We start from the raw sequence: 23,241 nt of genomic DNA on the forward strand, positions 1-23,241 counted from the left end.
AATGTCTTTGTTAGATAAACTGATTCACGATCTAGACGAGCAAAACGCACACATTCCTTTCTATCAAAATGATTTTGAGGATGTAAAGAATAATATAAAAGTTTTGCTCAACTCTAAGATTAATGACTGTTATACCGCGAAAGATTTAGGGATGCCAAATATGACTGACATTAATCTTAGTTCTAGTGAATTATGCATTTCAATGGCTAAGGAAATAAGAAAGTTAATTGATAATTATGAAAAAAGAATAAGAGTTGTTTCCATTACTTATGATAATAGCTTAAGTCCTTGGCAGCTTTCTTTTATTACAAAATGTTTTTTTCAAGAAGATCGTTTTAAAGAATTTAGTATAGAGATTATCTTCAAAAATAATAGATATTGCGAGGTTAAATGAAGGATAATATCTTTTATTACCAAAAAGAACTCGAATATCTATATGAAACTAGAGAATATTTTGTAAAAAATTATCCAAAACTAGCTCCATTTTTAGCTTACGATAGCAAAGATCCTGATGTAGAAAGAATTATTGAAAATTTAGCGATCCTAAGTTCTAAAATTCATCAAGAACTTGATGAAAATATCCCACATATTGCAGAATCTTTAATCAATATAGTTTCTCCAAACTATACAAATCCCCTACCCTCTTTATGTATGCAAGAATTTAAACTTGAACAAAATAGCAAAGAAAATAAACTTACTATTCCTAAAGGGACTATTGTTAAATCAAAACCTATAGATAAATGCATTTGTGAATTTAAAACTGTTTATGATGTCTATCTTTATCCTATTTCCATAAATGAGGTTTTTGTATCAAGTAAAAACCAAGACTATACTTTTAACTTAAAATTACAAATAGATAAAGCAGAAACAAAAATAAGTGATTTAGGTTTAGAAAAAATTAATTTATATTTAGGTAATGATACTTACATGTCTACTACTTTATTATTATATATACACTCTTATTTGAAAGAATTAAAAATTCAATGTTTAGACACTGATGAAGAATTTTTTCTCAATACTTATGATATTGAAAAAATAGGATTAAATCCAGATGAAAGTAGTTTATCTTATAATGATTTAGGTTTTGAAGCTTTTTCTTTGTTGAGGGAATATTTTTTTATGCCTCATAAATTTAATTTTCTAAGAATTAATGGCTTAGATGTTTTAAATAATTGTCAAGGAAGAACAATTAATATTGAATTTAAATTCTCCAAGCCTTTTCCAACAAATTGCATATTTAGAAAAGAATTACTTTCTTTAGGTATGACACCCATTATCAATATCTTTGCAAAAAGTGCAGAACCTCTTATAAATAATCATAAAAAAGATAGTTATCGAATTTTTATTGATAGAAGCCAACCTAAAGCTTATGAGATTATACAAACATTGCAAGTTAAAGCACACAATAGCGAAGGGGGTAAAAGATTGTTAAAAAACTATAAAAGTTTTGAACGTTTTGAATTTTTAAAAGATAATCAAAAAGACTTTTATAGCATAAATACTAAAAAGAATTCTAAAGGAGAGGTATTTAGTGAAATTTCCTTTTTCTCCTCTTATTTAATGGATGAAACTATAAGCATTGATCTTTTATGCTCCAATGGGGATCTTCCTTCAAGATTAAAAATAGGCGATATCAATAATTGCAATTTAAAAGGTGTTGATACTAAAAATATCGAAATTCCAAGCGAAGCGAGAAGATGTAGCGTTGATGGCAATTTATTGTGGAAACTTGTTTCCGTGCTATCTTTTTCTTATCAAACTATATTAAGCAGAAAAGCTTTTTTTGGTGTATTAGAAAGCTATAGTTTTTTAGATAATCAATTAAATTGGAAATCTTATGAACTTTTACAAGAATCTATAGTTGATATTCAAAGCAAAAGCACTTATCTAATTGATGAAAATATTACAAAAAAGGGAACAGTAGCTATTTTTAGCATTAAAGATTCTAAGTTTTATACTTTGGGCGAAGTGTATTTATTAGGATTAGTTATATCCAAATTTTTAGCATCTTTTGCTAGCATTAATTCCTTTTGTGAATTAAAGATAAAATGTCTTGACTCAAAAGAAATTCTACATTACCCTGCTTCCTTTGGAAAAAAAGCTTTAATATGAATGATCTAACTTCATATAGTTTTTTTAAACTTATAAGAAAATTAGAAAAAGATTATGGAAAAAAAAATATATTTTTAAGAACCAATAAAAGTCTAAAACATCCAAATAAAGATCTAGAAAAAATTATTTTTTCAGATCAATCATTTATAGAATTATTTGTAAATTTTATGGGGTTGCATGGAGTTTCTTCACAACTTCCTTCATTTATGTTAGATAAATTATCTAGAAATGAAGATGGAGAGCAAGGTTGGACTTTATTTTTTGATTTTTTTAATCACTATTTACTTTGGATATTTTTCGATGTCGTTGGCTTAAAAAATTATCCGAGATCTTTTAATGATAATTTTAAAGACTCTATTTCTCAAATTTTATTTAATATATTAGGAATTAAAGAATATGATATCGCAAATAAATATTTGCCTTTTGCACCTTTATTATTAAGTTTAAGGCGTCCAAAAACACATATAGAAAGAGTTTTACAAGTTAACTTTAAATTAAAAGACAAATTATCGATCATTGAAAATTTGCCCCACCAAATTTTAATTTCAGATACTCAAAGAAATAAACTGGGTATAAAAAATCACGCCTTAGGAAATAATTTTATACTGGGTGATAAATTTACCTCTTATCAAAATAAAATAGCAATTTATATAAAAGATATTTCATATCAAGAAGCGGTTAAATTTATGCCCAATGGAACTAAACATGATGATTTAAAAAATAGTATAATGTTTTTAACAAATAATGAATTTTGCGTTGATTTATACCTTAAAATCAACTATTCTTCAGAAATGAAATTTATCTTAGGGGATGAAAATACCGCCAAACTTGGCTGGGCGAAAATCTTAGGAAATACACAAAAAAAATACACCATAGTATATATGAAACTATACGAATAAATAAATATTTATACCACAAAACATACTCAAATTTACCCTAACTATGCTAGAATATTTACAAACAAATATAAATAAAAATTTAATCATACAGTAAAACTTATAAGCTTTGTATTTAATAAATCTTATAAGTTTGTTACCACACTAAGGAGAAAACATGCCCCCAAATTCCTTTATGAATCTTAATATATTAAATTCCATTTTTACCTCCCCTTTTTATCAATCATCAAACTTCTCTTTCTTTTAAATCATAAATAAATAATAAAGGCTTTAAACAAAATTATAAAAAATAAAGAATAAATCTACCTAAAAACTAAAAAAACATTATGATAAATTAGTGCAACATAATTTCACTCAAAAAATCTTAAATGATAAAGATTCTTTGGGTAGTTGGATTTTACAATAAAAAATTAAAAAAGCTCATACTCAAACTATATACCAATATGAGAGAGGAATATTTAAGGTATTATAGTGAAATTAAGCAATACTTAAAGGATAAATTTTTAATAGCAATGAATTTAGACAAAGATTTATTACATGTTTATAAAAAAAGACAATGCGGGGTATCAAAGAATTGAATAAAAATACAAAAACTAAAAATTCGATAGAAAATTAAGATGCTAATTAGCATAAAGTGTATAATAATAGAATAAAAGAAAAGTTAAAAAGAATAAAAAAGACTCCTAAAATTTCCTTTAAAGGATCTTATCTTTTTTACCATGATAAAGGAAAAACAATGACAAGAGAACAAGCAGAACTAATTATAGAAGAAGAAAAGTTGATTGATACAGATTGGTATCCTTCTTATAAACATGCAGGAGAATACCATCTTACTATGTGGTTTGATTCTGATAATAATAAATATGAAACTTTCTATGTTGAAGACCAAGGAAGTATTAGACTTAGCTATTCTTTTGATAATGAAAAAGAAGCTATTGATAAAATGCTACAAGAAAATTATTGGCATAAATATCATAATATCAAAGACATTAAAGAATATCTAACAAAAGAAGCAGCATTAAGAATCATCAAAGAAGAAAAGTTAGAAGTGATTTGGTATGATGAAGCACTTAAACCTTTATGTGCAGGTATCAAACATGATAAACAAAGAGATAAATATATATCTTTTATCACTAATGCTAAAGCAGAAATTATAGAATATAGAAGTATTGAATTTGATGGGGATAGATACAGTGAAACTTTTGAAAGAATAATTAACGATGAATTTCTAGCCCTTTATGCTCTTATCAATCGTGCCAGAATGATTAAACAAAATAGAATCAGTTTTGTGTAAAATGTTTTAAAATTAGAAAATCATAATATTAAAGAAAAACAATGACAAGAGAACAAGCGGAACTAATTATAGAAGAAGAAAAGTTGATTTATGTAACTTGGCGTGATTATGATAATACATCTGGGGAATATCATTTTACAATTTGGTTTAATCCTAATAACAATAAATATGAAACTATTTATATTGGAGAAAGAGGAGGTATTGAAGATGAATATTCTTTTGATAGTGAAAAAGAAGCTATTGATAAAATGCTACAAGAAAATTATTGGCATAAATATCATAATATCAAAGACATTAAAGAATATTTAACAAAAGAAGCAGCATTAAGAATCATCAAAGAAGAAAAGTTAGAAGTGATTTGGTATGATGAAGCACTTAAACCTTTATGTGCAGGTATCAAACATGATAAACAAAGAGATAAATATATATCTTTTATCACTAATGCTAAAGCAAAAATTATAGAATACAGAAGTATTGAGTTTGATGGAGATGAAGAATTTGAAGGAGAAATATATAATGATGAAGATATAGCTCTTTATGCTCTTATCAATCGTGCTAGAATGATTAAACAAAATAGAATTAGTTTTGCGTAAATACTTTCCTTATGATTTAATTTAATCTTAGTGGGTTTAAAAACCCACAAGGCTTTTCATGGCTAGAAAAAAACAATCCTTATTCCTAGAATAGAAGATATTAATGTAACTCCTGATACTTCTTGTTTGCATCCTATATTGGAAGATAATACTTTATTATGTTTACATGGAGGCAAAGTCAATTTAAAAGCAAAAAAGGCTAAAAGAATAAAATATAATAATGTTCCTATTATGTTACACGATGAAATACAAGGAGCTAGTATAAGCGGATGTTTAAATCCTCCAGTCGCTGGAGGGCCTTGTACTAAAGTTGCTTTGGTATTTCCTTATACTTATTCAAAGCATAAAATCAATAATAAATATTCCGTTTATCAAATGGGCTTAATAGGAGCAAGTAATAAAGGCTATCCTGTGCTTTCTATACCTAAAGGCAATAAGATTAAATTTGCTTTAGCTAAAATACAAGCTAGTCCTCTTGCTAAGATTAGATATGATGGGAAAAAGTGGCAAAAAATAAAGATAAAAAACGATAGAGCAAAGCAAATAGAAGCATTAAAGAATAATCGGCAAAAAGGTATAAATAAAGAAAATTTAGATATTATAAAATACACAACAAAAGAGAAGTTTAATTTATTAGAAAGTGCTAATCAAACTAATAGTATTCAAAATAAATTCAACCACATATTTAAAAAAAAGAACATGATTTAGATGATTTTTTAAAGTCTTTTGGCAATTCGAAAGAAAAAGCTTATAGTGCGGTTTTGAAAAAAATAGAAAAAGATTATGCAAGCGGTAAAGTTTCTGAAAATTTTGCACAAGGGTATATTATAAATATTAATGGATTTAATATTGAAGTAAGAGGAGTTATAAAAAATGGAAAACCAAAAATTGGAACAATGTTTCAATCTAGAACATTTAATTAATATTCAAGAATTGGAGAAAAAAATTATTGAATGTTTTTCCAAAGAACAAAAATTACTTTTAGATCATTTTAGACATGCTAATATTGTTTCTAGAAAAGCTGATGAGTGTGGATATTTTGCCAATATAAAAACTAATCCCGCAAGACCAAAAATTCAAGTCAATGGTTTTACTAATTCCTTAAATCTATTTTTAAATGGTGTTGTGATAGGTGGAGCTATGATTTATATTGAAAATGGTTTATTATCAATGATTGAGTGTTATTCTTGGGATGATAATGATATTTTTATTAAGTTATTATCAAACACCAATAAAAAAGTGTATTTGTAAAAATTTTCAAAAAATTTAAGATTACCCTAAAACCCATAAGGCTTTTCATGGCTAGAATAGGTAAAATATCTCCATGCTTTGATCAAGAAGGTGGAGGAACACAGATTAAACTCCCTATTTCCATAGAAGACTTAATACAATTAGGTTTTATCAAACAAATATAATAATAAAGGAAAAACAATGACAAGAGAACAAGCGGAATTAATTATAGAAGAAGAAAAGTTGATTGATACAGATTGGTATCCTTCTTATAAACATGCAGGAGAATACCATCTTACTATGTGGTTTGATTCTGATAATAATAAATATGAAACTTTCTATGTTGAAGACCAAGGAAGTATTAGACTTAGCTATTCTTTTGATAATGAAAAAGAAGCTATTGATAAAATGCTACAAGAAAATTATCGGCATAAATGCTACAATAGGAAAGATATTAAAGAAAATATCACAAAAGAAGTAGCATTAAAAATCATCAAAGAAGAAAAGTTAGAAGTGATTTGGTATGATGAAGCACTTAAACCTTTATGTGCAGGTATCAAACATGATAAACAAAGAGATAAATATATATCTTTTATCACTAATGCCAAAGCAGAAATTATAGAATATAGAAGTATTGAATTTGATGGGGAAGTTGTTGTATTTTTAGAAAAATACAATTACACTTCTACCTATAACGATGAATTTCTAGCCCTTTATGCTCTTATCAATCGTGCTAGAATGATTAAACAAAATAGAATTAGTTTTGCGTAAAATGTTTTAAAATTAGAAAATCATAACGCAAAGAAAAACCAATGAAAACATTATGTGAGTATGGTTTAAGTTTAAAAGATCCTAAATATAATTTTGTTCTTAGTGATATAAAATATATCAAAGAAGTAATATTGCTTTAATAATATTAGAAAATCATAATAAAACAGAATTTTAAGTATTTTTAAAAATTATAGAAAAGTTATTTTGGAGCAAAACAAGCAAAAGTGATGATTGGAAAGAAGTAAATTTATAACACAATAAATTCATTATTAAATAATGAATTTTATATACTATTTGCCATCATTATCACTTTCATTAAAATTGTCAATATTAACAATAAAAGTTTTTTGGTTAATACCGATAATTTGTTATAATTTAGAAAAATAATAAAAAGGAAAACTTATGCAAGATTTAGATTCACAACTTTTAAAAGCAATAGACGATTTAAGAAAATCCAATATATCAGAATGGGAAGCTAAAAAAGCAGTCGTTTTAGAGCTTTTTGATAAGGGTGCAAGTATCCCACAAGACACACTAGACAAACTAGAAGTTTATCTTAGCGATTTGGAGCAAGAGTATTGGGATGATAAAGCAGTGTATGCGGGCAGAAGTATAAAGGATAGCGATGAATACGATCTTTTTAATATACTTTCAAGATTAAATGCAGCAAAAAGCAAGAAAAAATCACTTGATGGACTTTTTAAGATCACAAAAAGCAAGGGTGTGAGACATACTCCAAAAAACAAAGCCGAGCTTGTCAAATTAGTCAAAGATAAAAATATTTATTTAGGTGATATTGATATTAGTAATATTACAAATTTTAAGAACCTATTTAAAAAAAGCAAACGAAAAGATTTTGGTGGAATTGAAACTTGGGATGTGAGCAAGGTTACAAACATGGATTCTTGCTTTGAAGATGCAAAGTATTTTAATCATAATATACAATCTTGGAATGTTAGTAAAGTAAAAAGTATGGAAAGTATGTTTTGTGGATGTGAAAAATTTAATCAACCATTAGATAAATGGGATGTTGGTAATGTTGAAAATATGGGATATATGTTTTATGAATGTAAAAATTTCAATCAACCATTAGATAAATGGGATGTTGGTAATGTTGAAAACATGGGATTTATGTTTTATGAATGTAAAAATTTCAATCAACCATTAGATAAATGGGATGTTGGTAATGTTACAAATATGAGCTCTATGTTTGAAGGTTGTAAAAAATTAACTAAGTGGGATGTAAGTAATGTTACAGGTAAGATCACAAAAAGCAAGGGTATTAGACATACTCCAAAAGACAAAGCCGAGCTTGTAGAATTAGTCGAAGATAAAAAGATTTATTTAGGTGATATTGATATTAGTAATATTACAAATTTTAAGAATCTATTTAAAAAAAGCAAACGAAAAGATTTTAGTGGAATTGAAACTTGGGATGTGAGCAAGGTTACAAACATGGCTTCTTGCTTTGAGGATGCAAAGTATTTTAATCATAATATACAATCTTGGAATGTTAGTAAAGTAAAAAGTATGAAAGGTATGTTTTATGGATGTGAAAATTTCAATCAACCATTAGATAAATGGGATGTTAGGAAAGTAACAAATATGGGATATATGTTTTATAGATGTAAAAATTTCAATCAACCATTAGATAAGTGGAATGTGAGTAATGTTACAGATATGGAACGTATATTTCAATTTTGTGAAAAATTTAATGGCGATCTAAGTAAATGGGATGTTAGTAAAGTAAAAAGTATGGAAGGTATGTTTTATGGATGTAAAAATTTCAATCAACCATTAGATAAGTGGAATGTTAGTAATGTTACAGATATGGGCGCTATGTTTTATGGATGTGAAAATTTCAATCAACCATTAGATAAATGGGATGTGAGTAATGTTGAATGTATGAGCTCTATGTTTAGAGGTTGTAAAAATTTTAATGGTGATCTAAGTAAATGGGATGTAAGTAAGGTTACAAGTATGTACTCTATGTTTAAAGGTTGTGAAAATTTTAATGGCGATCTAAGCAAGTGGGATGTAAGTAATGTTACAGATATGGAATATATGTTTGAAGGTTGTAAAAATTTTAATGGTGATCTAAGTAAATGGGATGTAAGTAAGGTTACAAGTATGTACTCTATGTTTAAAGGTTGTGAAAATTTTAATGGCGATCTAAGCAAGTGGGGTATTAAAGATACTAGTCGATAAATCAGATGTTTAGCAGTACTAAATATTTTCACCAAGACTTAAGCAAATAGGATATTTCAAATGTTACTAATATGTATGAATTATCCTACGAATACGCCAAAAACTTGAATGAAAAAATATATTAGTGAATAATCTAAAAATACAAGTAATGAAAAAATATATTTTCTGATTGTATAAATTGCAATCAGAATTTAGATTCTTAAAAGTTTAGTAAGTTTGTATTTAAAAATACTATATAAAACAAAAACAATATTTTCATAATGCAAAGTTAAGAAAATAATTTCCAAAATTTATAATTAAAGGAAAAACCAATGAAAACGTTAGAAGATATCAAAGCTATGAATTATAAACAAAAAGATGAGTTAGAAGATTTAGTTCTTGAAGCTATAGATGATAATGATTTAGCTAAGGTAAAAGAGATTTTAAAGGATTATCCTGTAAAAATATCTTGTTATGAGCTTAATATCAAAGATGAAGATGGAGACTTTCCTTTATTTGATCCTTTTAACTTGATAATAAGAGCTGCATTTGCTTGTGAAGAAAACAATAATGATTTTTCTATTTTAGATTATTTATTTGATGAGTATGGTTTAAGTTTAAAAGATCCTAAATATAATTTTGTTCTTATTGATATGAAATATATCAAAGAAGCTAATGAGAAATATATTTTAGTAACAGAAATAGAAGATGGACCTTATGTTTATAAAAACGCTTTAATCTATTATTATATACTCAATGCTGATAATCCAAACCCTCAAATCATTAAGTATCTAGTCAATCGTGGGGCTAAATTTGAAGTGTATCAAGATGAATTTCATTGGACTCCTATGCATTTTTGGGTTAGACAAAATAATTATGAATTATTAGAACTAGCCATTAAAGGAGGGGCTAATGTGGATATGCAAACCCGACTTATTCAAGAGAGTGAATACAATGAAACCCTTTTATTTGACGCTGTAAGCGAACCTGAAACTTATAGGGTTACAAAGCTTTTAATCGAACTTGGAGCCAATGTAAATTTTGTTACTCCTTTAGATATTACAAGAGGATCTAGAAATAAAAAACTTTTAAAAGATGCAAGAGCAATGACTTCAGGGAAACTTGACAAGAATTTAATATATTGGGATGATAAAGAGCGTAAAAAAGATAAAAACTATAGGGAAAAATACTGCAAACTTTTAAACGACGCTATAAAAAAGGCTAGAGAAAGTGAATGGGGGAATAAAAATTAACTTTGCTAAAGTCAATTTTTATATCAAAGAATTTCAAAAGGTTTATATACTAGAAAATTGTAAATTGTGTTTTTATAAGCCTTTTCATTTGCAAGCAAAAGTTAAAGACAATGAAAAAAATTTAAAGATAAAGAAAAGAACACTCATCAAGAACAAGAAATTGAAAAAATAAATTCCCAAGATCAATCAAATGAACAAGAAGATATCACAAAAAACAAGCAAAAGCTTATGAAGCTATGCCTAAACTTTATGAAGCACCAGATAGATTAATAATAAATTTTACCCTTAGTGAAGATACTGATACTATTCTTTTCAAAAAACCTTGGGAAAAATTTGAAATTCTAGGGCGCGTTGTAGGCTATTTTAAAAACCACTCTTTAGCTTTTGAAAACTTTGTAAAGTATTTGCAAAAAGAATGTAAAAAATATGTAAAACTTTTGTAAAAAAATATAAAGTGATATGTAAAAATTTGTAAAGAATAAATCCTCACTTTGATTTCTAAAAAATCTAATCAAAACACTATAAAATAATACTTTAATTAGATTTTATCTCACTTTACTTTTTTTACATAACTTTATATGATAAGTTGCTTAAAAATTTAGAAGAAGAAAATATACAAGGTTTGCTCTCTAAGCAAAAAGATATAAATATTAATTTTGTAAATTTTATAGATTATCAAGATTATATTTATAACAATAAAGATGATTTTTGGAATTTGTCTTCGGAAGAAAATTCTATGCTTTGGGAAAAATTTTTAAGTAAAAATACCTTAAAACCTTTTCCTTTAAACTTTGATTGCTCCCTAGAAGAAAAATTTCTTTATGCTAAGGATGAGCAATTAGAAAACATTCTCAAATCTCATAAGGCTTTTCATGGCTAGAAAAAAAACAATCCTTATTCCTAGAATAGAAGATATTAATGTAACTCCTGATACTTCTTGTATGCATCCTATATTGGAAGATAATACTTTATTATGTTTACATGGAGGCAAAGTCAATTTAAAAGCAAAAAAGGCTAAAAGAATAAAATATAATAATGTTCCTGTTATGTTACACGATGAAATACAAGGAGCTAGTATAAGTGGATGTTTAAATCCTCCAGTCGCTGGAGGGCCTTGTACTAAAGTTGCTTTGGTATTTCCTTATACTTATTCAAAGCATAAAGTTAATAATAAACATTCCGTTTATCAAATGGGCTTAATAGGAGTAAGCAATAAAGGCTATCCTGTGCTTTCTATACCTAAAGGCAATAAGATTAAATTTGCTTTAGCTAAAATACAAGCTAGTCCTCTTGCTAAGATTAAGTATGATAGGATAATATGGTAAGGGATAGCAAATAAACCAAAATCGGCACGAAAAAGCAAAGAAAAAACAAAAATGTCTTATATTTACAATGGGGGATATAATAGTGTTTTTATAAAGACAAAAGATAAACTTACCAGATATGATTTAGACAGTAAATCACATTATGAGAAGACATCAAAGAAAATAATTGACACACCTCATAAAATAGAATATACTAAACATATAAATCCTCAAGATCCAACAAAGTATAGAATGTCACAGGGTTTAGTAGAGCCAATATCTCATAAAGATTTAGATACTGTAGAAAATTATTTAAAAAGGCAAAATAATGAAATTTGAGAATTTAAAGCATGGAAGTTTATTCAAAAGAGAATTTTACCTTAAGGATGTAAAAATAGATTTAAAAAATGACTTTTTTGTTTATTCTATCACAATGAATGAAAAAACTTTAGAAATATTTTTTAAATCAGAAAAAAAAGATATACAAGATTTGCAAATTATTTTTTATGATTATAAGTTGCTACATTCAAAATCATATTGTAAAAATTTTAATCAATTAGAAGCTAATTTTATCGATTTAATAAGAAATAATTGGGATGATATAGTAGGCTATATTGAAAAAGAAGAAGAGATGTTAATAAGCATATATTTTGATAATGATTTAGAATATATTACTTTAACTTGTAAATATTTTAATATAGATTTTATAGATTAAATAAAGGATAAAAAATGACAAGAGAACAAGCAGAATTAATTATAGAAGAAGAAAAGTTGATTTATGTAACTTGGCGTGATTATGATAATGCGTCTGGGGAATATCATTTTACAATTTGGTTTAATCCTAATAACAATAAATACGAAACTATTTATATTGGAGAAAGAGGAGGTATTGAAGATGAATATTCTTTTGATAGTGAAAAAGAAGCAATTGATAAAATGTTACAAGAAAATTATCGGCATAAATGCTACAATAGGAAGGATATTAAAGAAAATATCACAAAAGAAGTAGCATTAAAAATTATCAAAGAAGAAAAGTTAGAAGTGATTTGGTATGATGAAACACTTAAACCTTTATGTGCAGGTATCAAACATGATAAACAAAGAGATAAATATATATCTTTTATCACTAATGCTAAAGCGGAAATTATAGAATACAGAAGTATTGAATTTGATGGGGAAGTTGTTGTATTTTTAGAAAAATACAATTACACTTCTACCTATAACGATGAATTTATAGCCCTTTATGCTCTTATCAATCGTGCTAGAATGATTAAACAAAATAGAATCAGTTTTGTGTAAAATGTTTTAAAATTAGAAAATCATAATATTAAAGAAAAACAATGACAAGAGAACAAGCAGAATTAATTATAGAAGAAGAAAAGTTGATTGATACAGATTGGTATCCTTCTTATAAACATGCAGGAGAATACCATCTTACTATGTGGTTTGATTCTGATAATAATAAATATGAAACTTTCTATGTTGAAGACCAAGGAAGTATTAGACTTAGTTATTCTTTTGATAATGAAAAAGAAGCTATTGATAAAATGTTGCAGATGAATTATGAACAAAAATATTTTAGTGTAGATGAGAACTATTCAATGCAAAATAGAAAAGAAGTAGCATTAAGAATCATCAAAGAAGAAAAGTTAGAAGTGATTTGGTATGATGAAGCACTTAAACCTTTATGTGCAGGTATTAAACATGATAAACAAAGAGATAAATATATATCTTTTATTACTAATGCTAAAGCGGAAATTATAGAATATAGAAGTATTGAGTTTGATGGGGATAGATACAGTAAAACTTTTGAAAGAATGTTAAATGATGAAGATATAGCTCTTTATGCTCTTATCAATCGTGCTAGAATGATTAAACAAAATAGAATCAGTTTTGTGTAAAATGTTTTTCCTGTGATTTGATTTAGTGGATTTGCTTGATCAAAGCAAAAATGCTTAGATTAGAATATTGAAAAGGAATAAAAAATAAAATATTATAAAAACTAATGTATAATGATAAATATAAAATGCAAAAAAGGAAACTAAATGGCTAACGAAAAAATCATCCCTTATGAAGAATTTCAAGAAAATCCTATGCTTCAATGGTTTTTCAATACGGGAATCAAGCATAGTATTAAAGATAAGTATTATCAAGAATGGCAAGAATATGTTAAAAAAGTGGATTTAAGTACAATTTATCTTACACAAGATTTTGGCAAAGTTGAAAATATAAAAAAACTTCACCCGTTTAATATAACAACTATAGCGCAACGTTTATTTACACGCTATGATTTGTATGATGATGAATTTTTTGAATTTATTTTACAATTTATCCACGACAAAGAATATTTAAGTATGTTATTAGCTTATTCTTCTATTTTATGGGAAGATAAAGAAACAGTAGAACTTACAAAAAGAGTGATTAAAATGTTAGTGGATAAAGGGGCGGATATTAATACTTTTCTTTATGATAAAGATGGAAGGTATGCGCCTTTATTTTTCAAACTTGCAAACTACTTTCATAAAGATCATGGTCTTGAACTCTTAGATTTTTTATTTGAACTTGGGACATTAGATCCTAATCTTAAAAATTCAGAAGGTGAAAATTTATTACATTGTGCAGCTAAAGAAGAAAATTCAGATTTGATCAATCTCATTTTAGATCGAGAAAAGATTGAAAATATCAATGAAGAGATTGAATCTGGCAAAGGCTCTGGATATTTTAATTTGACTGCATTATTATTAGTAATCAAAGAATATAAATATCCACCTAACTCTATAATTGATAAACTTCTTATGGCAGGTGCAAACGTAAATGTTTTTGATCATTATGGTCAAACTCCGCTCGATATTAAAAACAACGATACAAATAGAACAGTTAGTGAAATGCTTTTGTCAACAGGGGCTAAAACAAATAAGTTATTGGGCTCCACAAGATATCAAGTTAGTGAAATGCTTTTGTTAGCAGGGGCTAAAACAGCTTTGGAGCTTTGGAGTAATGGCACTAAAGATCGTAAACAATATAAACAAAAGCTTCGAGAATATGAACAAAAAATGGAAGAGATTAAAAAAATACATTATGAAAAAAGCGAAGAATACAAAAAGAAGCTTAAAAAAGATTATCTTAAATTACACAAAAAAAATCCTCATTATTTTAATTTTTTTAAAAAGATTTCTTGGTATTATGATTTAAAAAATATTATTATAGTTAATGGGATAGATAATAAATTGCTTGAAGCAATTATAAAAGGCGATATAGCATTATTTAAACAAGCCGTTGAAAATGGTGCAAATATCAATGGTGTAGTCGATTCAGAACAAGATAAAAAGTTTGAAAACAAAACTGAAGGTTTGATTTCCCAAGGTAAAAGTTATCTAGCTATAGCACTTCGTTTTGCGCTTAAAGATGCTGTTTTAATGCCACATGATAGCAATGGTTTTGACAAAGATCAATACGAACAAGAACATCAAGGCAATTTTGAAATTTTAAATTTTTTCAAATCTTTAAATCCAGATGAAAGTAAAGCAGATACTACTGCTGAAGACGAACTATATTCTATAACTGAATACAGATCTATGGAATTTTATGATGATCCAGCTGTATATGGTTATGCGGATTTTGAAGATGAGATGAGCGAGAATGAATGGCTAGGATCAGATCCTATTATGGAATATTTTAAAAGTTTTGAGTCAAATACAAATGAGAGGCCAAACACAATAATAAAAAATACAATAGTAATAACAAATGAAAAAGGAGAAGTTCAAGACAATCCTATGCTTGAATGGTTTTTTGATAGACGCGAGCACAGTGTTAAAGATGAGTATTATAAAGAATGGCAAGAATATGTTAAAAAAGCTGATTTAAATGCAGTTTACACTATTAAAGAATATAATTCAGAATATACCAGCATAGCACAACATTTATTTATTCGTCATGATTTGTATGACGATGAATTTTTCGAATATGCTTTACAATTTATCAAGGAACAAAAATGGTTGAATTTTTTACTCAGATGTACTACTGATCGCTGGATATACGATAGTTTAGATTTAGAAAAAAACAAAAGAATAATCAAGCTTTTGGTGGATAAGGGAGCTAATATCAATGCTTATTTTTATAGTTGGCCGAATAATTTTCAACCTTTGATTTTCTTTGTTCGTCCTTTTAGCTCTGGTAAAATAGAAAATGCTAATAGATTAAAACTTTTGCATTTTTTCTTAGAACTTGGAGCAGATCCTAATCTTAAAAATTCAGAGGGTGAAAATTTATTGCATGAATTTATTATTGGAAAAAACCAAAAATTCATCAATGCTCTAATCGATAGTGGTAAGATAAAAGATATTAATGAAGCTATAATAGAATGCGGCAATGAAACGATTAGAGCTGGAAACAGTGCTTTAATACAGGCTATAATGAAAGGATGTTCTAGTACGGTTAAAAAACTTATTAAGGCAGGAGCTAATGTGAATGTTTTTTATCATACCGGATATTCAGCCCTTGATCTTACGGAAGTTGAAACATTTTTTAGTCGTATAGGAAAACAAAGAGAAACCATAAAAAAATACCTTCTTGAAGCAGGAGCTAAAAGTTCTTTAGAGCTTTTAGGCAGTGAAGAAAAACTTGAAGAGTTTAGAGCCCAAGTGTGGAATAAGTACTTAATAGGAACGGAAATAAAAGAAACATATCAAAAACAATGCGAAGATAATTATTATGCTATTCTAGAAAAAACTCCTTCTGCTTTTAAAGAATATATAGAATTGATTGAGGAATAATATGCAATTAAATATAAAGGACATACAATGACTAACGAAAAAATCATCCCTTATGAAGAATTTCAAGAAAATCCTATGCTTCAATGGTTTTTCAATATGGGAATCAAGCATAGCATTAAAGATAAGTATTATAAAGAATGGCAAGAATATGTTAAAAAAGTGGATTTAAATACGATCTATATTGTAGAAGATTTAGAAGATAAAGACAAAGTATATTTTTATGAAAAAATGACTTTAGCACAACACTTATTTACACGCTATGATTTGTATGATGATGAATTTTTTGAATTTGTTTTACAATTTATCTGTGACAAAGAATATTTAAGTATGTTATTAGCTTATTCTTCTATTTTATGGGAAGATAAAGAAACAGATGTAGAACTTACAAAAAGAGTGATTAAAATGTTAGTGGATAAAGGGGCGGATATCAATACTTTTCTTTATGATAAAGATGGAAGGTATGCGCCTTTATTATTTAAAGTCTTACCTTCTCCTGAAGAAATATATATAGATAAAATTATAGAACGCAAACTAGAACTTTTACATTTTTTATTGGAATTAGGAGCAAACCCTGAAATCAAAAACTCAGAGGGTGAAAATTTATTACACTACGCACTAATAGAAAAATTACAAACATTTGCCAATTTTATTTTAACCAATAGCAAAATTAAAAATATTGATGAAAAAATAGAATACAATAAAAATTCTAGCTATTGTGGTTATAACGCATTATTATTAGCGGTTTATAATTGCTATTCTAACGTCACCAAAGAGATTATTAAAATAGGAGCAAATGTAAATATTTCTGATGATTTTGGACGATCAAATCTTGATCTTATAGAAAATAAAAGCCAAACTATAAAAAATTATCTTCTTGAAGCAGGAGCTAAAAGTTCTTTAGATCTTTTAGGCAGTGAAGAAAAAATCGAAGAATATAGACAAAAAACAATGAAAATTTTAAAAGCACACAAGGAAAAAAGCGAGGAATATGCAAAAAAACTTAAAGAAGATTATCTTAAATTGTGTCAAAAAAATCCTCATTATTTTCATTTTTTTGAACAAAAACCTAATTTTCAAACTTTACTAGCAATTACCTATAAACAAACTCGAAAAAATCCTATGCTTAAATGGTTTTTTGACTATGATATCAAGCATAGTGTTAAAGATGAGTATTATAAAGAGTGGCAAGAATATTTCAGTCAAAATATGGAAAATACTTATATTATAGAAGCTTTAAATGGAAAAGATGAATTTTATCCATTTAGTAGAGTAAATATGGTGCAATATTTGTTTATTTATTACGGATCATATGATGAAGAATTTTTTGAATTTGTTTTACAATTTATCCACGATAAAGATCTCTTAAACATTTTTTTATCCTATATTTCGATTTTATGGGGAGATAAAAATATAGATTTAGAACATACGAAAAATTTAGTTAAGTTGTTAATTAGCAAAGGTGCAGATATTAATGCCTTAGTTTATGATGAAGATGGAGATTTTTGTCCTTTATTGTTTAAAACTTTACCCACACGAAAAGAAAGATATTTTAAAGAAATTCGACAACATAAATTTGAAATTTTAAAATTTTTGCTAGAATTAGGAGCTGACCCTAACTTAAAAAACTCTACAGGAGAAAATTTTCTACATGCAGCAATTAGAGTAAGTATGAAGGATTTTATTAACTTAATTTTAAATAGTGGCAAAATCAAAGATATTAATGAAAAAATAGAAGTAAACAAACAGCACCGCTATTATGGTTGTAATGCATTATTATTACAGGCTCGTTATAATTACTATTACTATTGCGATACTATAAAAAAACTCATTGACGCGGGAAGCGAAGTTAATATCATTGATCAACTTTATACAAAAACTCCTCTTGATTATGCACTAAATGAAAGTCCAACTATAGCAAATTACCTTATTCAAGCAGGAGCTAAAACAGTCTTAGAGCTTTTAGGTAGTAAAGAAAAAGTCGAAGAACATAAACAACAAATGGAAGAGCTTGAAAGAATACACTATCAAAAAGGTGGAGAATATAGCTATAAGCTTAAAGAAGACTATCTTAAATTATATAATAAAAATCCGAAATATTTTGAGATTCTTGAAGAGCTCTATAGTTTTAAAAAACCAGATATCAGCATCAATCCACTTATTAAATATGGATTTTAAGTGGCAATTTGTCTCTTCAAAAAGCCGAAGAATGAGGAATACAAATTGTAATAACATGATAGTGTATATTTATAAAGTTTTTAAATAAAAAAAGGAAAACAAATGACTAAAGAAAAAATCATCTCTTATGAAGAAGTTCAAGCAAATCCTATGCTTCAATGGTTTTTTGATACAGAAATCAAGCATAGTATTAAAGATAAATATTATAAGGAATGGCAAGAATATGTTAAAAAAACAGATTTAAATACAATGTATATTATAGAAAATCCAAAAGGTAAAGATGTTTATGACTTATATCCATACCAAAGACCTAGTATGGCTTCTCACTTATTTGGTGGTCACGAATTATATGATCATGAATTTCATGAATTTATTTTACAATTCATAAAAGATCAAAAATGGTTGAATTTTTTATTGACTCTTATTAGTTTTACGATAGAAGATGAAGATCATCATATAGTTTTAGAAAAAACAAAAAAAGTTATTAAGCTTTTAGTAGATAAGGGAGCTAATATCAATGCTTATTTTTATGATATGGATGGACAATACAAACCTTTGATCTTTAAAACCAGTGGTCTTCTTGATGCCACTAAAATAGAAAGGGCTAATAAATTAGAACTTTTGCATTTTTTACTAGAACTAGGAGCAGATCCTAATCTTAAAAATTCAGAGGGTGAAAATTTACTACACAAACTTCTTATGTATGAAGAGCAAAAATTTGCTAATGCCTTAATTGATAGTGGTAAAATGAAAGATATCAATGAAATCATAGAATATGACAAAGGATCAATTTGTTATGGAGAAAATGCTTTAATATTGGCTGTAGAGGGGTGTTATTCTAGCACGGTTAAAAAACTCATTGAAGCAGGAGCTAATGTGAATGTTTTTGATCATTTTGGAGATTCAGCTCTTGATAATATAGGCAATAAAAGTGAAACCATAAAAAAATACCTTCTTAAAGCAGGAGCTAAAAGTTCTTTAGAGCTTTTAGGCAGTGAAGAAAAACATATAGAGCTTATGAATGAAATGCGAAAAAAAAGAGAAATGCAAGATAAAATAAGAAAAGAACGCAAAAAGCAACTTAAGGAAAACTATCTTGCTATCTTAGAAAAAACTCCTTTGATTTTTTGTAAAATAGAAGTTACAGAGGAATAAAAAGGAAAACAAATGACTAAAGAAAAAATCATCTCTTATGAAGAATTTCAAGCAAATCCTATGCTTCAATGGTTTTTTGATACAGAAATTAAGCATAGTATTAAAGATAAATATTATAAGGAATGGCAAGATTTTATCAACAAAGAAGGTATAAATGTGATTTGTATCACAAAAGATCCTAAGGGCGAGGATATTCTTAAGTTAGATTTATGGGATAGAAAGACAATATTGGATCCATTATTTCACTTTGCTTGTTATGATTATGAATTTTTTGAATTTATTTTACAATTCATAAAAGATCAAACATGGTTGAATTTTTTACTTGCATGTAATGCAATTGCTTGGGGTAAAGATGTATCGAATTTAGAGCATACAAAAAAAATTATTAAGCTTTTAGTGGATAAGGGAGCTAATATCAATGCTTACTTTTATCAAGGCGAGAAAGGGCGGTATGAACCCATAATCTTTAAAACTCGCCCTCTAGGTTCTGCCACTAAAATAGAAAGAGCTAATAAATTAGAACTTTTGCATTTTTTACTAGAACTAGGAGCAGATCCTAATCTTAAAAATTCAAGAGGTGAAAATTTATTGCACAATTTTCTTCTTTCAGAGGAGCAAAAATTTGCTAATGCCTTAATTGATAGTGGTAAAATAAAAGATATCAATGAAATCATAGAATATGATAAAGGGGCAATTTATTATGGAGAGAGTGCTTTGATATTGGCAGTAAGGAAGTGTTATTCTAACACAGTTAAAAAGCTCATTGAAGCAGGAGCTAATGTAAATGTTTTTGATGGTTTTGGAGATTCAGCTCTTGATCTTATAGGCAATAAAAGTGAAACCATAAAAAAATACCTTCTTAAAGCAGGAGCTAAAAGTTCTTTAGAGCTTTTAGGCAGTGAAGAAAAACTGAGAGAATTTAAAGATGAAATGCGAAAAAAAGGAGAAATACAAGATAAAATAAAAAAAGAACGCGAAAAACAACTTAAGGAAAATTATCTTGCCATCCTAGAAAAAACTCCTTTAGTGTTTCATAGAAAAATAGAAGTTATCAAGGAGTAATGACTCTAATATAAAAAATCTTAGGAGGAAAACAGTAAAAAATAATCGTAGCAATAAAATCTAATAATTTAAAAGTAAGAATTTAATAGCATAGAGGTAGTTAATACAAGAAAGAGTTTAAGAATCAAAAATGTTTTTATCAAAGTCGAGATATATAAGAGCCTTACAATGCGTGAAATCTTTATGGCTTAAAACCTACAAAAGTGAAGTTTTGGATACGCCAGATGACAATGTTTTGACTAAATTTAGCACAGGGGATAAAGTAGGCGAGTTGGCTTATGGTTTATTTTCAAAGGGTGTGAAAATAGAATTTCAAAGCAGTACCTTTGAGGAAAAATGCCAGCTTACTAAGGATTTGATTGAGCAAAATCAAGAAATAATATACGAGGCCACTTTTTCTTATAAAGGCATTGTAGTCATGGTAGATATCTTGCAAAATACAAAATCAGGATTGATTATCAATGAGGTAAAAAGCTCCACTTCTTTAAAAGATGTTTATTTGGATGATTGTGCTTTGCAATATTATGTTTTATCAAATTTAGGCTATAGCGTTAATCGGGTTAATTTAATTTATATCAATAAAAATTATATTAGAGAAGATAAGCTTAATTTGGATGAGTTGTTTATCGTGGGTGATATTACGCAGCAGGTTGCATCTAAACAAAGACAAGTGGAACAAAATTTGATCGATTTTGAACAAGTACTAGCCTTGGAAGAGGAACCTAATATCGATATAGGAAAACAATGTTTTTATCCTTATGAATGCGATGCCTATACTTATTGTTGGGATAAACAAAGAAATTTGTGTCATCATGAAAATATTTTTAATATCGCAAGATTAAATCAAGATAAGAAATTTAACCTTTACAGACAAAATATTATTAATTTTTCAGATATTAAAGATTTATCTATTTTTAATGTGCAGCAACAAATTCAAATCAAAGCTTGTTTAAATCAAGAAATCATCATAAATAAAGATAAAATCAAAGCTTTTTTAGCGACGCTAAGTTATCCCGTGTATCATTTGGACTTTGAAACTTTTTCTCAAGCTATCCCAGAATTTAAAGGAGTTAGGCCATATGAGCAAATTCCTTTTCAATTTTCTTTACATATTGATAATAAGGATAAATTAGAGCATAGGGAATTTTTATCTCAATGCGGAGTCGATCCTAGAGAGCAGTTGGTTAAAAATTTGATCGCTTATATACCAAAAGATGTATGCGTTCTTGCTTATAATGCAAGTTTTGAAAAAGGAGTTATAAGAAAATTAGCGGATTTATATCCTGAATTTAGGGAGCATTTATTAAATATAGAAAGCAATATTAAAGACTTGATGATACCTTTTCAAAATAAAGATTATTATCATTATAAAATGCAAGGGAGTTATTCTATAAAAATGGTTTTACCCGCTTTAATTCCACAAATGGAACAAGCTTATAAAAATTTGTCTTTAATCCACAATGGAGGCGAAGCGATGCAGAGCTTTGAATCGATGAAAAACATGGATGAATTAACTCAAAATCAATACCGAAAGGCTTTGCTTGAGTATTGCAAACTTGATACTTTAGCGATGGTAAAAATTTTACAGCATTTAGAAGAGGTTGTAAAATAAGATTTTAAATTTATTTTTTTAAATATGCCTTTAAAATATTTTCAAGTTTAGTTTTTAATTTTATAGGAGAGATGATTTTTATATAAGGGATCCACTGTTTGACCAAATTTAAAATTTCATTTGTTTATTAAAGATTTTATCAATTTTATTTTCTAAAGTATCTATTTTCATGGCAATTTCATTAACATTGTGCGACATTTCAGAAATAATATCTTTATAATCATCACTCCAGTAAATATTTTCTTCTTCTGTTTGCTTATACCATTTTAAGTTTAATTCCAACATAGCCTATCTTAAAATAAAAGGTAGCATTTTTTCTCCTTGAACTAAAATTACAAGGAAAGTATAAAATACTCTTGCGACAGGTTATGTCATGAAATTTTTATTTTTTATTTTTTTGACACAACCTTTCATATTTTTTTATTAAAATACTTATTAAAGGAGGATTTATGTTATCGGTAATTTTATTTTTAATCGTGGGTTTTGTTAGTTTTATCCTAATAGGAGTTTTTCGGGTGTTACTTCTTGCTTTTGTGTTGATAGTATTTTTTATAAATATATAGATATGGATTTTTAAATTTTACAGGTATTTTGTTTTTGCTAGCAGTTATTGCATGGTTGATTAAACAATATAAAAATAAATTATAGGGCAATATCAAAAAAAATTATTCAATATTTAAAAAATGAATTCATAATATCATCGTTTATTTTAAAAAATTTATAATGTAAAATACATTTTTTTAACAATATTTATTTAATAATAATTAAATTCTTTAAATTTATTTCCTGCAAATACATAAATTCTCAATATAAAAAATATTTTTT

General features: G+C 27.0%; 24 protein-coding genes. 23 read left to right on the top strand and 1 reads right to left on the bottom strand.

Annotation, left to right across the window (positions count from 1 at the left end):
* Window position 1 precedes the first annotated feature (1 nt).
* From tssE to CQA75_RS06020, 23 genes are all read left to right on the top strand, one after another.
* The gene (tssE, locus tag CQA75_RS05900; RefSeq protein WP_137624106.1) at window positions 2-394 is read left to right on the top strand and encodes a type VI secretion system baseplate subunit TssE; all 393 of its coding nucleotides are present in this window, start codon (window positions 2-4) and stop codon (window positions 392-394) included.
* Window positions 391-2,112: a type VI secretion system baseplate subunit TssF gene (gene tssF / locus CQA75_RS05905; protein ID WP_137624107.1), complete on the top strand. Its 1,722-nt coding sequence runs from the start codon at window positions 391-393 to the stop codon at window positions 2,110-2,112. The genes tssE and tssF overlap by 4 nt, the downstream gene beginning before the upstream one ends.
* Complete coding sequence (tssG, locus tag CQA75_RS05910; protein WP_137624108.1) at window positions 2,109-3,011, top strand: type VI secretion system baseplate subunit TssG; 903 nt, start codon at window positions 2,109-2,111, stop codon at window positions 3,009-3,011. Before tssF ends, tssG begins: the two co-directional genes overlap by 4 nt.
* Before the next feature lie 733 nt (window positions 3,012-3,744).
* Entirely contained in the window at window positions 3,745-4,302 is a 558-nt protein-coding gene (locus CQA75_RS05920; RefSeq protein ID WP_137624110.1) for a hypothetical protein, read from the top strand.
* Between the two features lie 41 nt (window positions 4,303-4,343).
* Entirely contained in the window at window positions 4,344-4,895 is a 552-nt protein-coding gene (locus CQA75_RS05925) for a hypothetical protein (protein ID WP_137624111.1), read from the top strand.
* Between the two features lie 138 nt (window positions 4,896-5,033).
* A complete protein-coding gene (locus CQA75_RS05930; protein ID WP_171000085.1) occupies window positions 5,034-5,603 on the top strand; it encodes a hypothetical protein in 570 nt (189 codons plus the stop codon).
* Between the two features lie 165 nt (window positions 5,604-5,768).
* Window positions 5,769-6,146, top strand: coding sequence for a hypothetical protein (locus CQA75_RS05935; protein WP_137624112.1), 378 nt, complete (start codon window positions 5,769-5,771; stop codon window positions 6,144-6,146).
* Between the two features lie 35 nt (window positions 6,147-6,181).
* Window positions 6,182-6,310 (top strand): glycohydrolase toxin TNT-related protein, encoded by a 129-nt coding sequence (locus tag CQA75_RS05940; protein ID WP_281276530.1) that lies wholly within the window; start codon window positions 6,182-6,184, stop codon window positions 6,308-6,310.
* Window positions 6,311-6,326: 16 nt separating this feature from the next.
* Window positions 6,327-6,896 carry a hypothetical protein gene (locus CQA75_RS05945; protein WP_137624114.1) on the top strand — a complete coding sequence of 190 codons (570 nt, stop codon included), beginning with the start codon at window positions 6,327-6,329 and terminating at the stop codon, window positions 6,894-6,896.
* 402 nt (window positions 6,897-7,298) lie between these two features.
* A complete protein-coding gene (locus CQA75_RS05950; RefSeq protein ID WP_137624115.1) occupies window positions 7,299-9,104 on the top strand; it encodes a BspA family leucine-rich repeat surface protein in 1,806 nt (601 codons plus the stop codon).
* A 311-nt stretch (window positions 9,105-9,415) separates the two neighbouring features.
* Window positions 9,416-10,336, top strand: coding sequence for an ankyrin repeat domain-containing protein (locus tag CQA75_RS05955; protein WP_171000086.1), 921 nt, complete (start codon window positions 9,416-9,418; stop codon window positions 10,334-10,336).
* Between the two features lie 236 nt (window positions 10,337-10,572).
* On the top strand, window positions 10,573-10,779 hold the full coding sequence (locus CQA75_RS05960; protein ID WP_137624116.1) for a hypothetical protein: 207 nt from the start codon (window positions 10,573-10,575) through the stop codon (window positions 10,777-10,779).
* A 143-nt stretch (window positions 10,780-10,922) separates the two neighbouring features.
* Entirely contained in the window at window positions 10,923-11,216 is a 294-nt protein-coding gene (locus CQA75_RS05965) for a hypothetical protein (protein WP_246023766.1), read from the top strand.
* A complete protein-coding gene (locus CQA75_RS05970) occupies window positions 11,209-11,661 on the top strand; it encodes a hypothetical protein (protein ID WP_171000087.1) in 453 nt (150 codons plus the stop codon). Before CQA75_RS05965 ends, CQA75_RS05970 begins: the two co-directional genes overlap by 8 nt.
* A gap of 51 nt (window positions 11,662-11,712) precedes the next feature.
* The gene (locus CQA75_RS05975) at window positions 11,713-11,979 is read left to right on the top strand and encodes a hypothetical protein (protein WP_137624117.1); all 267 of its coding nucleotides are present in this window, start codon (window positions 11,713-11,715) and stop codon (window positions 11,977-11,979) included.
* The gene (locus tag CQA75_RS05980; protein WP_137624118.1) at window positions 11,969-12,355 is read left to right on the top strand and encodes a hypothetical protein; all 387 of its coding nucleotides are present in this window, start codon (window positions 11,969-11,971) and stop codon (window positions 12,353-12,355) included. The genes CQA75_RS05975 and CQA75_RS05980 overlap by 11 nt, the downstream gene beginning before the upstream one ends.
* 14 nt (window positions 12,356-12,369) lie before the next feature.
* Window positions 12,370-12,939 (top strand): hypothetical protein, encoded by a 570-nt coding sequence (locus CQA75_RS05985; protein WP_137624119.1) that lies wholly within the window; start codon window positions 12,370-12,372, stop codon window positions 12,937-12,939.
* 41 nt (window positions 12,940-12,980) lie between these two features.
* The gene (locus tag CQA75_RS05990; protein WP_137624120.1) at window positions 12,981-13,541 is read left to right on the top strand and encodes a hypothetical protein; all 561 of its coding nucleotides are present in this window, start codon (window positions 12,981-12,983) and stop codon (window positions 13,539-13,541) included.
* A 144-nt stretch (window positions 13,542-13,685) separates the two neighbouring features.
* Window positions 13,686-16,412, top strand: a complete 2,727-nt coding sequence (locus CQA75_RS09400) for an ankyrin repeat domain-containing protein (protein WP_246023767.1) — start codon at window positions 13,686-13,688, stop codon at window positions 16,410-16,412.
* Between the two features lie 27 nt (window positions 16,413-16,439).
* On the top strand, window positions 16,440-18,587 hold the full coding sequence (locus CQA75_RS09345; RefSeq protein WP_212741798.1) for an ankyrin repeat domain-containing protein: 2,148 nt from the start codon (window positions 16,440-16,442) through the stop codon (window positions 18,585-18,587).
* Window positions 18,588-18,689: 102 nt separating this feature from the next.
* Complete coding sequence (locus CQA75_RS06010; RefSeq protein ID WP_137624121.1) at window positions 18,690-19,742, top strand: ankyrin repeat domain-containing protein; 1,053 nt, start codon at window positions 18,690-18,692, stop codon at window positions 19,740-19,742.
* Window positions 19,743-19,754: 12 nt separating this feature from the next.
* A complete protein-coding gene (locus CQA75_RS06015) occupies window positions 19,755-20,804 on the top strand; it encodes an ankyrin repeat domain-containing protein (protein ID WP_137624122.1) in 1,050 nt (349 codons plus the stop codon).
* Between the two features lie 130 nt (window positions 20,805-20,934).
* A complete protein-coding gene (locus CQA75_RS06020; protein WP_137624123.1) occupies window positions 20,935-22,416 on the top strand; it encodes a DUF2779 domain-containing protein in 1,482 nt (493 codons plus the stop codon).
* 108 nt (window positions 22,417-22,524) lie between these two features.
* Here the strand turns inward: CQA75_RS06020 and CQA75_RS09165 are convergent, their stop codons facing one another.
* Window positions 22,525-22,701 carry a hypothetical protein gene (locus CQA75_RS09165; RefSeq protein ID WP_171000088.1) on the bottom strand — a complete coding sequence of 59 codons (177 nt, stop codon included), beginning with the start codon at window positions 22,699-22,701 and terminating at the stop codon, window positions 22,525-22,527.
* Between the last annotated feature and the right edge of the window lie 540 nt (window positions 22,702-23,241).

The organism is Campylobacter taeniopygiae (assembly GCF_005406225.1).
GTDB classification, from domain to species: Bacteria; Campylobacterota; Campylobacteria; order Campylobacterales; family Campylobacteraceae; genus Campylobacter_D; species Campylobacter_D taeniopygiae.

Coding starts and splice junctions, on each gene's coding strand:
- CQA75_RS05985 (WP_137624119.1), top strand. CDS start 12,370: ATGACAAGAGAACAAGCAGAATTAATTATAGAAGAAGAAAAGTTGATT.
- tssG (WP_137624108.1), top strand. CDS start 2,109: ATGAATGATCTAACTTCATATAGTTTTTTTAAACTTATAAGAAAATTA.
- CQA75_RS09400 (WP_246023767.1), top strand. CDS start 13,686: ATGGCTAACGAAAAAATCATCCCTTATGAAGAATTTCAAGAAAATCCT.
- CQA75_RS05990 (WP_137624120.1), top strand. CDS start 12,981: ATGACAAGAGAACAAGCAGAATTAATTATAGAAGAAGAAAAGTTGATT.
- CQA75_RS05970 (WP_171000087.1), top strand. CDS start 11,209: ATGGCTAGAAAAAAAACAATCCTTATTCCTAGAATAGAAGATATTAAT.
- CQA75_RS09345 (WP_212741798.1), top strand. CDS start 16,440: ATGACTAACGAAAAAATCATCCCTTATGAAGAATTTCAAGAAAATCCT.
- CQA75_RS06020 (WP_137624123.1), top strand. CDS start 20,935: ATGTTTTTATCAAAGTCGAGATATATAAGAGCCTTACAATGCGTGAAA.
- CQA75_RS05950 (WP_137624115.1), top strand. CDS start 7,299: ATGCAAGATTTAGATTCACAACTTTTAAAAGCAATAGACGATTTAAGA.
- CQA75_RS05925 (WP_137624111.1), top strand. CDS start 4,344: ATGACAAGAGAACAAGCGGAACTAATTATAGAAGAAGAAAAGTTGATT.
- CQA75_RS09165 (WP_171000088.1), bottom strand. CDS start 22,701: ATGTTGGAATTAAACTTAAAATGGTATAAGCAAACAGAAGAAGAAAAT.
- CQA75_RS06015 (WP_137624122.1), top strand. CDS start 19,755: ATGACTAAAGAAAAAATCATCTCTTATGAAGAATTTCAAGCAAATCCT.
- CQA75_RS05935 (WP_137624112.1), top strand. CDS start 5,769: ATGGAAAACCAAAAATTGGAACAATGTTTCAATCTAGAACATTTAATT.
- CQA75_RS05920 (WP_137624110.1), top strand. CDS start 3,745: ATGACAAGAGAACAAGCAGAACTAATTATAGAAGAAGAAAAGTTGATT.
- CQA75_RS06010 (WP_137624121.1), top strand. CDS start 18,690: ATGACTAAAGAAAAAATCATCTCTTATGAAGAAGTTCAAGCAAATCCT.
- CQA75_RS05945 (WP_137624114.1), top strand. CDS start 6,327: ATGACAAGAGAACAAGCGGAATTAATTATAGAAGAAGAAAAGTTGATT.
- CQA75_RS05975 (WP_137624117.1), top strand. CDS start 11,713: ATGTCTTATATTTACAATGGGGGATATAATAGTGTTTTTATAAAGACA.
- CQA75_RS05980 (WP_137624118.1), top strand. CDS start 11,969: ATGAAATTTGAGAATTTAAAGCATGGAAGTTTATTCAAAAGAGAATTT.
- tssE (WP_137624106.1), top strand. CDS start 2: ATGTCTTTGTTAGATAAACTGATTCACGATCTAGACGAGCAAAACGCA.
- CQA75_RS05955 (WP_171000086.1), top strand. CDS start 9,416: ATGAAAACGTTAGAAGATATCAAAGCTATGAATTATAAACAAAAAGAT.
- CQA75_RS05960 (WP_137624116.1), top strand. CDS start 10,573: ATGCCTAAACTTTATGAAGCACCAGATAGATTAATAATAAATTTTACC.
- tssF (WP_137624107.1), top strand. CDS start 391: ATGAAGGATAATATCTTTTATTACCAAAAAGAACTCGAATATCTATAT.